This is a genomic window from Granulicella sp. L46, from assembly GCF_009765785.1.
GTDB lineage: Bacteria > Acidobacteriota > Terriglobia > Terriglobales > Acidobacteriaceae > Granulicella.
On record NZ_LMUT01000012.1, the window covers coordinates 42819 to 54676 of the forward strand.

Sequence of the window (11858 nt, forward strand, 5' to 3'; positions counted from 1 at the left end):
TGCAACACTATCTGATTTGGAGGTGGTGTTGATGAGACAAGGAAGGCGGCATGGGCTTTCTGTGGAGCAGAAGGCCGAGATATGGCAGCGTTGGAAGGTGGGCGAGTCGTTGCATGAGATTGGACGGGCCTTTGGCAAGGATCATGGCTCGATCCCTTTCCCGTTAGCGCAGCACGGCGGGATCGCTCCGGCCGTCCGCCGCCGCTCGGAGCGAACGCTCACCCTGGCCGAGCGGGAAGAGATCTCACGAGGGATGGTTTCCGGCTCGTCGATTCGCGAGATCGCCAGAGGACTTCAACGAGCTGCGTCGACGGTAAGTCGGGAGGTGGTACGTCACGGCGGCCGTCCAGCGTATCGAGCCAGTGAAGCCGATCAGCGGGCATGGAAGTTGGCTCTGCGACCTAAGGCCTGCCAGCTTGCAAGGCACCGGAAGCTGCGGCTGATCGTGACCAGTAAACTGATCCAGAACTGGTCGCCACAACAGATTTCTGGGTAGCTGAAGAGACGGTATCCCAGCAACGAGAGTATGCGCGTGTCCCACGAGACCCTCTACCGCAGTTTATCCATCCAGGCTCGAGGAGTGCTGAAAACGGAGCTGATTCAGCATCTTCGGTCCAAGCGATTCATCCGTCGCTCAGTACATGCTCGAGCTAGGCCACTCCCAGGGTCAGATCGATGCCATCTCTATCCGCAAGCGGCCAGCAGAGATCGAAGATCGCGCCATCCCCGGTCACTGGGAGGGCGACTTGCTCGCAGGCAGCAAGAACACTCACATCGCAACTCTGGTCGAACGGCATTCGCGTTTCGTCATCCTGGTCAAGGTGCCCAGCAAGGACACGGCGACCGTCGTCGATGCGCTGAGCCGGCAGGTTCGTAAACTCCCCGCGTCGCTGCGGCGGTCACTGACTGGGATCGAGGACTAGAGCTGGCCAGTCACAAAAACTTCACCATCGCCACCAAGGTCAACGTCTACTTCTGCGATACGCAGAGCCCATGGCAGCGCGGCTCCAACGAAAACACCAACGGTTTGCTACGACAGTACTTCCCGAAGAAAACCGACTTGTCCGGCTACTCCCAGGCCGACCTCGATAAAGTGGCACGGCACTCAATCAACGCCCAAGGAAAACGTTGGATTTTAAACTGCTCGAGCCGCTACAGCATTTTATCTAAGGTTATCGGGAGGTCTCGCACCCGCGTGCCCGTAGCATTGTACACAGCGTTTGCAACTGCCGCACCGACACCGGTGATGCCAATCTCTCCAACTCCGTGCGCTCCCATAGGAGCGTGGGGATCGGGGATGTCTGTCCAGATCAGGTCAATCTCGGGAACGTCCATCTGCACTGGCACATGGTACTCGGCAAGGCTCGGGTTCATAATGCGACCCTTGCGCTCGTCGAACTGAGTTTCCTCCATTAGCGCCAGGCCTAGGCCCATCACGATGCCGCCTCGGAACTGACTGGCCGCGGTCTTCGGATTAAGAATGCGGCCGCAGTCAAACGAGCCAAGGAAGCGAGTCACACGAGTCTCGCCGGTCACCCCACTGACGCGCGCCTCGCAGAACATCGCTCCATGCGAGTGCATCGACCAATGCGTAAATTCGAGTGGTGGAGGCGCTGTCCCTTCCACCGTGATCTGCTCCCGCCCTATCCGCGCCATCAGGGACACATAGCTTTCGCGGCGATCGGGCTTGTGAATGTCGCACAGGTATCCGTCTCGGCCAATCACATCCTCTGAATCGAGCCCGGATAGGACTGACTCCTTACCGGCAAGCTTAAGCAGCTCGGTGATAAGAGCGTCATGCGCGGCCGTCACCGCTGCACCAATCGATGCCGTTTGCTGGGAACCTCCGGCAAGGACCACACCGGGCAAGTGCGAATCTCCGTACTCGACGGTCACGCATTGCAGGGCTAGGCCGAGGCGGTCGGCAGTCACCATGGTCTGCGTGGTAGCGGTGCCCATACCCATCTCGTGCGCCGCGATCGAGACGGTCGCGCGCCCACGGTTCGTCAAGGTGATGCGCGCCACGCCGCCCGGCATCCGGTAGTATGGATAAGTGGCCGTGGCACATCCCAGGCCTACGAGCCACTCACCCTCGCGGCGAGCTCCCGGTTTCGGGTTGCGCTGGTTCCACCCAAACCTTTCCGCTCCGGCAACATACGCTTCCACGATGTGGCGCGAGGAGAATGGAACCCCGGAGGTTGGGTCCTTATCCGGCTCATTACGGATCCTCAGCTCGATCGGATCCATGCCGAGGTTCACCGCTAACTCATCAAGGGCGCTCTCCAATGCGAAGGTCCCAACCGCCTCGCCAGGAGCCCGCATGAACGTATTTCCGACCATATCCATCCTGGCCGCTTCGACCTGGAGTCGGAAGGTTCCCGATTTGTAGGCTGACTTCGCAGGAAGCATGAAAGGCTCCGGCATATTGTTATGCCTTCCCATGCCAACCACACCCGTCTGGATCAGGGCATCGAACCGGCCATCCGCCTGCGCCCCGATCGCAACGCGTTGTTCCGTAAGCGTGCGGCCACCCACGATGCGGTAAACCCCTTCGCGCGAGAGCACAATGCGGACAGGTCGCCCGGCCAACCTGGACGCCGCCGCCGCCAGCACCTGGTACTGCCAAAGCGTCTTGCTTCCAAACCCGCCGCCGACATACGGAGACGTGACGTGCACCTGCTCTTCTTCAATATCAAATACCTGCGCTAACGACCAGGCGGTGTGCGTCACACATTGAGACGCATCGTGCACAATCAGTTCATCGCCGTCCCAGGCCACGGTTGCGCCGTGTAACTCAATCGGGTTGTGATTGTGCCGCGGAGTCCGGTAGACGACGTCAACTTTATGCGGCGCTGCTGCCAACGCAGCCTCAGCGTCGCCGATCTCGAGCAGCAAAGGCTCGCCTTGAAAGACTCCCTGCTCGGAACTGGCCTTCGCAACTTCAAAAGTGGTTACCGATGGCTCCGCCTCGTACGCAACGCGGATGAGCGACTTGGCGTAATCAGCCTGCTCCTGGCTCTCCGCAAGCACCACCGCAATAGGCTCGCCGTTCCAGTGGATACGCTCGTCCTGCATGATGGGCAAATCGTCGCCCCCGGCAGCTTTTGCATTTGACCCAAACAAAGGGACCCTTGTCATCCTCGGCGCATTCAGATGGGTCATCACCAGCACAACCCCAGGGGCGGCAGCAGCTTCGGCCGTGTGAAGCTCACGGATCCGCCCCTTGGCAATCGTGCTGTAGTTCAGCGCAGCGTAGACCATGCGTTCCAGCGGGAACTCGGCTGCAAATCGGGCTGTGCCGCTGACCTTCTGCGGCCCGTCGAGACGCGACACCGGGGTGCCGATCAGCCCATGCTTTTGCCGGATTAGTGGATCGGGAGTCGCGCCAGGCATCCACTTATCCGGAGCAACCTGAACAGCCTTCTTCATCACCGCATGTGCAGCTTCTTTGATGCTCATAAGCGATCTCCTGCCAACTCCGCTAGCACGGCCACGATCGTGCGCTTGGCAACCTCTATCTTGAATGCGTTATGACGCAACGGTTGTGCGTCTGCCAGTTCTGCTTCCGCCGCCGCCCGGAAGCTTTCCTCGTTGGCTGGACGTCCCGTCAGCGCGGCCTCCAGTCTCAATGCTCGCCATGGCTTGGCCGCGACCCCGCCTAACGCAACCCGCACACCCTTTACTACTCCGTCGTCGACCTCCATAGCGGCCGCAACGGACACCAGCGCAAACGCATAGCTCGCCCTGTCGCGAACCTTGCGATACGTTGAACGTTGCGCGAACGACAGCGCAGGTAGCTCTACTGCCGTGATCAATTCCCCGGGGCTTAAGCTTGTTTCCACCTCCGGATGATTCCCGGGAAGTAAATGCAGGTCAGCGAAGGCGATCGTCCGCTCCCCCTGCGATCCCGTCACATGCACTACCGCGTCCAGCATCGCCAAAGCAACGCACATATCCGATGGATGAGTCGCGACACACGAAGACGACGCCCCCAGAATGGCGTGGATCCGGTTGAACCCGTCGATGGCGTCACATCCCTGTCCCGGCCCGCGTTTGTTGCAGCGGGATCCGTCATCATCGTAGAAATAGGTGCAGCGCGTCCGTTGCAAAAGGTTTCCACCCACCGTCGCCATGTTGCGTATCTGTCCCGAAGCACCGGCAAGGATCGCGCGGGCAAGCAGCGGATAGCGGGTCCGGACCCCTCTATGTTCTGCAACCGCGGTGTTCTTTGCAGCAGCGCCGATCAGCATGCCGCCGTCTTCGCGGTCTGTGATCGCGCTCGAGAGGCCGGTCACGTCCACGAGCACCGATGGACGCTCCAGGGTCTCGCGCATCAGGTCAACAAGATTCGTGCCGCCGCCGAGGAATTTCGCATGGGCTTGGCCGCCCTGCCGGACAGCTTCGGCGACATCGGTTGCGCGGACATACGTGAAATTGTTCATTTGCTCGTCTCCGCAAATTCCGTGATGGCCTCGACGATGCCGTTATAGGCGCCACACCGGCAGAGGTTACCGCTCATTCGCTCGCGCAGCTCGTCCCTTGTGAGGGCAATCGAACGGCTGGAAAGGTCCTCGGTCACGAGGCTAGGAACCCCGCGTTGAACTTCGCGAAGCATGCCGATGGCCGAGCAGATCTGTCCGGGAGTGCAGTACCCGCATTGAAAACCATCATGCTCGATGAAGGCGTGCTGGAGCCGGTGCAACGAACCTTCGACTGTTAGGCCCTCGATCGTAGTGACGGAACGGCCTTCGTATTGGACCGCCAGCGCAAGGCAGGAAAGGATGCGTTCTCCATCCGCCAACACAGTGCAGGCCCCACACGCTCCCTGGTTACAGCCCACTTTGGTTCCGGGCAGGTCTAAATGGTCACGAAGGAGGTCGAGCAGCGATACCCGCGCATCACTTGGCAGGTCGACGGACAATCCGTTGATGTTGACTGACATGCGATGAACCTCAACGCCTTCTAAATCGGCTGTACGATAGGACGCAGAAAATCATCCTGGGGGTGTAGGTGATTGGCCAAAACCGGCCCCCTCAGAATCCAGCGCTCAGGCACAACGGATGGAGGCGAGTGCCTGCGAAGTCTGGTGGTCTCAATGGGTCGATGCAACACCAGCTCAGACCCACACGCATTGATAACAAAAGCTAGAACGCTGGATAGTGTTAGATCAGGCCGAACCCTTACCCTGGCTAGCTTTCGTCGAGTCGGTCAAATAGATCAATTCTTCAGGTTAAGCATTCGTGGACCAGCCGTTTAGATATAGTCTTGCGTCGACCCATTGAGACCGCCCCGTTTTCAGGGAACAAGAGCCGATCCTGGCGATAAGTCGACAGTTCGATATGATCTTTCAGTCAGAGATGAGAACCGCACGCTCGGTTGGTTTACGGGATAGCCTTCTCTTCTGGCACGAACTTCTCCATCACAGCCTTCTCCATGAGGCCGGGGGGCAGCAGGCCCTGCGCCAGAATGAAGTCGTGGAAGCGCATCAGGTTGAATTTGGGTCCGAGTGCCGTCTCGGTTTTTTGGCGGAGCTCCAAGAGGCGGGTGTATCCATAAAAATAGCTGGTTGCCTGTCCCGGGGCGCGGAACGTGAAGCGCTCTACCTCTTCGTTCGCGAGTGGCTCGCTCAGGCACACGTCGTGAGTGAGGATGGTCATCGCCTGCTCGGGCTGAATCTTTCCACTTTCCAGCTCAGGATCGAGGAACGCTCGGGCCGCACGCACCAGACGGCCCTGCAGGCTGATCAGTTGACCTTCCTTAGGCATGTAGGGCTGCACGATGTACTCCGAATAAAGGCCCCAACCCTCGACGTTCGTCGAGTTTCCAGCGTAGATAGCGCGTGCAAGTGAGACACCGTTTTCCACCATGGAATCGAACTGAAGTTCATGACCGGGCCGGGCTTCATGCGCGATGAGTGTCCAGCTTGCGGCTTCATAAGAAAAGTCGTCCAGCTTAGTCGCCGCCGCTTGGCCCGTTCCGGCCGGGATATTTAGAGGAAGAACAAAGACGCCGCGCTGTCCCGTGTTGTGCACGAGAGGCGGGGGGCGCATGTGCGGGGCCGGCTGCTGAACGCTTTCGGCCGCGGTTGCCACTTCGATGATCGCGGGACGGTCAGGCAGAGTGACGAGTTTGTGGTCACGAATGATCTGCTCGATGGCGTGCAGGTGATCGGTATACAAGGGTAGGATGTCTGCGCCTGCGATCTGGTTCTTCTTCAGCTGCGCGACGACATCGCGATAGTCAGCTGAGGGCCAGCTGTGCGCCTTGGCTATTTCTGCTGCAAGCGGCGCCATCTGCGCTTGTATGTCCGCGAAGGCTTTGTGCGCCATCGCCGTCAACTGAGCGGGAGGAATATCGACGCCTGCAGCCTCAAGCCTCAGCGCGTACTCTTCGGGCTGGAGGCCATTGCTGGCAGACGCTTTAGGCAGCACCGTCGCACGCTGCCAGGCGTCGTAGTCAGCCAGCTGCTTCTTTAGTGTTTCGAAGGGAGCTTCCCACCCTGTCAGGTTGTATTTCTTGAAAAGGTCAGCAATGCCGCTCACAATGGTCGCATTTCGCGCCAACTGTGTTTCCAGTTCGCGGCGTGATGGGTAGACCATGCCAGGCTTGGCCATTTGCTTTCGGTGCGCTCCATCATGGCCGTAGCCAGCGGACGGTACCCAGGAACCAGACCCGCATATTTCTTCAATCGGACGACTGCAGCCTGCCTTCTCTCGGGGGGCATCTGGTCGTCCAGCAGCATTTTCAGGCCACTGAAAACCCACGACGTCGGGTTGCGAAACCGGACACGGTGATTTTCCGTATAGTTGTCGGTCCGAATGCTCAACCTTTCGTTGTGAACAAGTATCTGAAGGTCCTCCGCGACGTTTGGGTCCTTCTCCCGTTTGATCTGCGCTTCAAACTCTTCGGCAAGAAGCGCAGCCTCTTTGTTTTCGGCGAACATATTGGCGAGCGTCGGCACGGACACATCTGTGTCGAACTGATCTAATCCGTTGCGCGTGCCCTCCTCGGGTGCGTATTTCATCTCGAGGTACAGAACCTTTTGCGTAAACGTGTTTGACCGCTGAATCCAGACTCTGCCATCGGGCGTCGCCGTTGAAACCGCCTGCGGATTACACAGGCCTGGCATTAGAAAAAGTGTGGCAGCTGCGATACGTCGGTTCATCCCCACGCTCCTGGAAAGGGCCGGTTGCATCTGGCTCTTCTTGGCGATTCTACAATTCGTAAATCCCGGCGAACACGATAAGTCCTCACAAACGTGCTTCTGTGACCAATGGCGTTCGGTTGCCGTATCGTCTGTTATCGGCAGGTTGCCAATAACACTGGCGGTCTCAACGGTTCGACGCAACACTATATCTAAACGGCTGATCCACGAATGCTTACCCTGAAGAATTTATCTATTTGACCGATTCGGCCAAAGCTAACCAAGGTAAGGCTCCGGCCTGATCTAACCCTATTCAGCGTTTTTAGCTTTTGTTTTCAATGCGTGTGGGTCTGAGCTGAGTGCTGCATCAACCCATTGAGACCACCCTGTTTTGCGGGAATGACCTTGCGTCCGTAAGGTGTTCAGTGGGATGACGGGGCTTTCGTTGCCTGACGCCGCTAAACGAGGCGTCTGTTCTCGCCAACCGATACGATGCCTGAACATATGAGTACTGTAAGCCCAGAAGAATAGTGAGATCTACGGATCGGGTGGTTGGCGCAATGCGCGGTAATACCGGAACTTAACCCTGTATGCTGGACACCACCGGTCAACCAATCCAAATAGGGATCCGCATGACATTACACCAAATGTTTCGGCTGCTTCCGCTTTTTGCCATTTTCGCGGCGACGACCGCCTTTGTCCCACCGGCGGAAGCCCAGGGACCGACCTATCATCCTCCAATTGACCCACACAACGTCACTGCATCTAGTCTCAACCACCCGCTTGATCTCACCGCCAGCTGGCTCGTTCGTCAGGGCGATGATGCTGCCTACGCCTCGCCTGCGTTCGACGATTCGCAATGGACCGTCATTGACATTACCAAGCCGCTCGCGAGCTACGGAATCGTGCATCCCAACTTCGTTTGGTACCGCACCCATGTTCAGATCGCATCCGGCCAGCACAACTTGGCAATTCTCTTTCGTCAATTCGCTGGTTCGGAAGAGGTCTTCGTCAATGGTGTCCTCACCGGCCCGGTGACCGACTTTCCTGCCGGCGGGGGGCGCGTTGGACGCAACCCTGACCGGCGCGCCACGCTCCCCGACGACCTGATCGCTAGCGGAAAACTCACCATCGCCGTGCGCGCTCAGATTCAGGCAGCTGCAGCATCCCTTAATAGTGCGCCTGGCTTCGGCCCATATACAACGTTCTCGCTCGGGGACGCCTCCGTGCTCTCCGAGCGTACCGCGCTCTTCAACTTTCGTGCCTTCACTTCTAACGCCGTCAACACGGCTCTTACGGGTTTAATTTTGTTTATCGCGATCGCGCTGGCTCTTACGTTGCGCGACGAGCGGGAATATCTCGCCCTCTGCCTTTTCTTAGCTACCCTATTTCTTACCGATGCCATTGGGATCTGGCAGGATTCTCATCTACTCTCCTACAGCCGTTGGTCACTGCTCCCTGTTCAGGTTCTTTCTCTTATCGGCATCATCGCAGGCATCGAGTTTGCCCGCATGATTCTGAGGCTCCCGCGCTCACGTTGGATCGTTGCTTACGAATGGCTTATCGGCTTCTGCATGATCGCCGGTATGGTGTTCAACATTGTCACGTATACCGCACAGATTCCTCCCAGGGCGGTTCTGTTCACTCTGGTCGCCCTGACCGCCGCTGTAATCGCTCCACTATATCTCGGGCTTCCGCTTTTCGCGTTATGGATATGGCGGCGCCAGCGCAACCTCGACGCTCTGCTACTTTCCATCCCCCTGCTGATCCAGGGCATGTTCCTCTACCTTCAGATCTCTCTTGCCGTTCTCTATTTCGCGCATCTGAGCAAGCATGCGTTTATCCCCCCGGCGTCCAGCGACATACTGTACTTCCGCTGGGACGAGCTGGCTCACTTCTTGTTCCTGCTTGCGCTGCTCGGATTCCTGATTCTGCGCACCGTACGGCTGGCGCGGGCTCGGGCGGAGTTGGCAGCGGAGCTGGCGGCAGCTCAGCACGTACAACAATTGCTGCTTTCGGGTTCCTCGAGCCCAACGCCTGGTTTCCAGGTAGAAACTGCCTTCCATCCGGCGAACCAAGTAGGCGGCGACTTCTTTCTGCTCTCACCGCTGGAAGATGGCTCGCTGTTCGTAATCGTGGGTGACGTGTCGGGCAAAGGGCTGACCGCCGCGATGCGCGTGGCTATGATCTTGGGCGTGCTGCGCCGGGAAACTTCGCGCGATCCGGCAGTGGCGCTGGCGAATTTGAATGATGCACTGCTCAGCCAATCTGAGATGGGTTTTACTACCGCGTGCTGCGTCCACCTTTTTCCCGATGGACGCTTCATCGCTGCAAACGCGGGCCACATCTCTCCCTACATCGGCGGTGCCGAGCTAGAGACCCCACCCGCTCTCCCCCTGGGCCTTGCATCGGACCAAGTGTATGACTTGGTCGTCGGACAGCTTGCTGCCAATGAATCCATGGTGCTGATGTCCGACGGCGTGCCGGAAGCTCGCAACAATGAGGGTGAACTCTACGGCTTTGAACGCTTGCCTAATCTCACACTCTTGCGGGCCCAGCAAATCGCCGATACCGCTGTTCGATTTGGTCAGGAAGACGACATCACGGTTCTCACCCTCGCCGTCGCTTAGAATGCCGACAGCTTGTTGGGACGCATCTTAACACTTCAGCGTTGACTGCGAAGAAAGCGCCTGTAATGACGGAGTGCGAGGTGAGGGTGCATGGGCGTTGGCTACTACGCACTATCTACGAAGCGCTCACAGAACGGGGGAGATCATGCGCTGCAAATATTGCCACGGCCCAGTGCAAGCGCTCAGGGAATTCAGCAACGTAGCCCGGGCCCACATCGAACACCTTCAAAGACACACCGGCTGCCGATTCCCGGTAGCACGTTCAGTGGAGTCGAGTCGGAGCATCCCCTAGCGTTGGAGTAAGTTGAGGCTTCGCAGAGATAGTTGCTACGCTCAGCTGCCGCTAAACAACAGATTTTTGCTTTTCTTCATAGACTGCGTCGCGGCTAGCCATATCAAGCGTCCGATAGGCCTACTTCGTCGGCGTACGAATATCCATCGCATCCAGTGTGTTGGTTTAGCGTCTTAATTCGGCATCTAATGGCTGGGAGACCCGATGATCGAAGCTCTTTTGTCTGACATAGATGGGACGTTGGTGGAGAGTAACTGGCTGCATGCCGAGGCCTGGCAAAAGGCCTTCGCGGCGATGGACATTCAGTTGGACAAGGAAGATGTGCGACGGCAGATCGGGAAGGGTGGGGATGAGTTAATTCCGGTATATGTGCCGTGGTGGAAGCGGAGGCAGGTGGAAGAGGCTTTGAAACGATATCGCAAGTTCATCTTTGAGCAGGACTTTTTGCCCAAAGTGAAGGCGTTGCCGGGGGCGAGGGATCTGTTGGTCAAGGGTAAGGCGTCGGGAATTCGGGTGGCACTCGCTAGCTCGGCCGATAAAGACGAGTTGCAAGCCTATAAGAGGATCGTGGGGATGGAGGAACTGGTGGAGAAGGAGACTTCGGCCAATGATGCGGACCGATCTAAGCCCCATCCGGATATCTTTGTAGCGGCACTGAAACGGCTGAAGCTTCCAGCCAAAAAGTGTATAGCGTTGGGCGATACGCCTTATGACGCTGAGGCAGCCGGTTTGGCCGGATTACGTACGATCGGGGTGTCCACCGGCGGTTGGTCGCGTATGGACCTGAGGGACGCAGGGTGTGTCGAGGTCTATGCGAGTGTATTGGAACTGCTGGAGCAGTTCGAGAAGAGCGCGTTCGTACGCGAGGGACTTCGATAGGACGCTCAAACTTCGCCTACGTTTCCCACGATCAACTCAAGGATCTCCTCAAATTATCGAGCCCTCGACGCGGCCGAAACCAACATGCTTACCGATGCAACACGGTTCCGAGCGACGACTTCTACTTCGTTAGCGCAGCATGCTTATCTCGGACCCACCAAACTATCCCCGACATCGTAACCCAGGCCAGCAACGCCCAGCCAAGCGTCACAGGCAGTGAATGCAAAGTCGATTCTTTCCAGACCACCAGCGCAAATCCAGCCAGCCCCCAAGTCCCTGCGGAAGCGCCTGCAGCCTCCACACTCGCCTGGCCTTGCCCTGAAGCCACACCCGTATTTCCCGCGGCGGCCTCGCGATCGATCTTATGTTTCTCCACCAGACTCAAACCCGCTGGAAATATCCCGGGAAAGGCGAGAAACAGACCGCCGATCACGGGTCCGCATTTGTCCGCAATGAGCGTCGCTACCACTGTAACCAGGCCGCCGAAGAGAAACCGCTGCGCATACTCCATCACCGTGGTTTCATGGAGGGAAGCTGTTTGAAGCTTTACTCGCATGTGTCACCGCCTCAACCATACAGCCCACAGCCCAGCCGCGGTCCCAAACCAAACCGTCAGCAGCCAGATAGTAGTCGCCATCGTCTTGGTCCGATACCTCATCAACACAAAACTTACTACGCTCGCGTATACGAAGAATGCAATCGCCCCAGCTAACATTGACCGCCCTTCGACGGCTACATATCCTGCTCCATGCTTGTGCATCGTCAGCACTAGCGTCGCCAGGGCGATCGTCGGCGCCGCTGCGAACACCCCACCAAAGCTCTCCGGTTTCAACAGGTCGCCCAGCACGGCAAACACGCTCACAACCACGCCGCCAATGACGAACCGCACCATCAGGTCGATCATGCCGTTATC

At 58.0% G+C, this 11858-nt stretch carries 9 protein-coding genes and 1 pseudogene; 3 read left to right on the forward strand and 7 right to left on the reverse strand.

Annotated features, from left to right (window positions below):
• Positions 1 to 31 precede the first annotated feature (31 nt).
• Positions 32 to 1170: pseudogene (locus GSQ80_RS09430) on the forward strand (IS30 family transposase).
• On the opposite strand, the gene GSQ80_RS09435 reads toward GSQ80_RS09430, so the two are convergent.
• The 5 genes from GSQ80_RS09435 to GSQ80_RS23285 all read right to left on the reverse strand — a co-directional run bounded on the left by GSQ80_RS09435 (position 1153) and on the right by GSQ80_RS23285 (position 7165).
• Positions 1153 to 3459, reverse strand: a complete 2307-nt coding sequence (locus tag GSQ80_RS09435) for a xanthine dehydrogenase family protein molybdopterin-binding subunit (RefSeq protein WP_158787418.1) — start codon at positions 3457 to 3459, stop codon at positions 1153 to 1155. The pseudogene GSQ80_RS09430 and the gene GSQ80_RS09435 sit on opposite strands and share 18 nt — an antisense overlap.
• Positions 3456 to 4442: a xanthine dehydrogenase family protein subunit M gene (locus tag GSQ80_RS09440; RefSeq protein ID WP_158787419.1), complete on the reverse strand. Its 987-nt coding sequence runs from the start codon at positions 4440 to 4442 to the stop codon at positions 3456 to 3458. The genes GSQ80_RS09435 and GSQ80_RS09440 overlap by 4 nt, the downstream gene beginning before the upstream one ends.
• Positions 4439 to 4942 carry a 2Fe-2S iron-sulfur cluster-binding protein gene (locus GSQ80_RS09445; protein ID WP_158787420.1) on the reverse strand — a complete coding sequence of 168 codons (504 nt, stop codon included), beginning with the start codon at positions 4940 to 4942 and terminating at the stop codon, positions 4439 to 4441. Before GSQ80_RS09445 ends, GSQ80_RS09440 begins: the two co-directional genes overlap by 4 nt.
• Positions 4943 to 5381: 439 nt before the next feature.
• Positions 5382 to 6563 carry a DUF885 domain-containing protein gene (locus tag GSQ80_RS09450; protein ID WP_254059551.1) on the reverse strand — a complete coding sequence of 394 codons (1182 nt, stop codon included), beginning with the start codon at positions 6561 to 6563 and terminating at the stop codon, positions 5382 to 5384.
• Positions 6539 to 7165 (reverse strand): hypothetical protein, encoded by a 627-nt coding sequence (locus GSQ80_RS23285; RefSeq protein ID WP_254059552.1) that lies wholly within the window; start codon positions 7163 to 7165, stop codon positions 6539 to 6541. Before GSQ80_RS23285 ends, GSQ80_RS09450 begins: the two co-directional genes overlap by 25 nt.
• Positions 7166 to 7734: 569 nt before the next feature.
• Here GSQ80_RS23285 and GSQ80_RS23290 point away from each other — a divergent pair.
• Together GSQ80_RS23290 and GSQ80_RS09460 are read left to right on the forward strand one after the other, a co-directional pair.
• Complete coding sequence (locus GSQ80_RS23290; protein ID WP_254059553.1) at positions 7735 to 9774, forward strand: PP2C family protein-serine/threonine phosphatase; 2040 nt, start codon at positions 7735 to 7737, stop codon at positions 9772 to 9774.
• Positions 9775 to 10270: 496 nt separating this feature from the next.
• On the forward strand, positions 10271 to 10945 hold the full coding sequence (locus GSQ80_RS09460) for an HAD family hydrolase (RefSeq protein ID WP_158787421.1): 675 nt from the start codon (positions 10271 to 10273) through the stop codon (positions 10943 to 10945).
• Between the two features lie 121 nt (positions 10946 to 11066).
• On the opposite strand, the gene GSQ80_RS09465 is transcribed toward GSQ80_RS09460, so the two are convergent.
• Complete coding sequence (locus GSQ80_RS09465; protein ID WP_158787422.1) at positions 11067 to 11501, reverse strand: hypothetical protein; 435 nt, start codon at positions 11499 to 11501, stop codon at positions 11067 to 11069.
• Positions 11502 to 11504: 3 nt separating this feature from the next.
• Positions 11505 to 11849: a DUF3147 family protein gene (locus GSQ80_RS09470; RefSeq protein WP_216850246.1), complete on the reverse strand. Its 345-nt coding sequence runs from the start codon at positions 11847 to 11849 to the stop codon at positions 11505 to 11507.
• Positions 11850 to 11858: the final 9 nt, after the last annotated feature.

What these genes read in the sequence shown, in the direction of transcription:
- GSQ80_RS09460 (WP_158787421.1), top strand. Translation starts at nt 10,271, where the DNA reads ATGATCGAAGCTCTTTTGTCTGACATAGATGGGACGTTGGTGGAGAGT.
- GSQ80_RS09435 (WP_158787418.1), bottom strand. Translation starts at nt 3,459, where the DNA reads ATGAGCATCAAAGAAGCTGCACATGCGGTGATGAAGAAGGCTGTTCAG.
- GSQ80_RS23290 (WP_254059553.1), top strand. Translation starts at nt 7,735, where the DNA reads ATGCTGGACACCACCGGTCAACCAATCCAAATAGGGATCCGCATGACA.
- GSQ80_RS23285 (WP_254059552.1), bottom strand. Translation starts at nt 7,165, where the DNA reads ATGAACCGACGTATCGCAGCTGCCACACTTTTTCTAATGCCAGGCCTG.
- GSQ80_RS09470 (WP_216850246.1), bottom strand. Translation starts at nt 11,849, where the DNA reads ATGATCGACCTGATGGTGCGGTTCGTCATTGGCGGCGTGGTTGTGAGC.
- GSQ80_RS09465 (WP_158787422.1), bottom strand. Translation starts at nt 11,501, where the DNA reads ATGCGAGTAAAGCTTCAAACAGCTTCCCTCCATGAAACCACGGTGATG.
- GSQ80_RS09440 (WP_158787419.1), bottom strand. Translation starts at nt 4,442, where the DNA reads ATGAACAATTTCACGTATGTCCGCGCAACCGATGTCGCCGAAGCTGTC.
- GSQ80_RS09445 (WP_158787420.1), bottom strand. Translation starts at nt 4,942, where the DNA reads ATGTCAGTCAACATCAACGGATTGTCCGTCGACCTGCCAAGTGATGCG.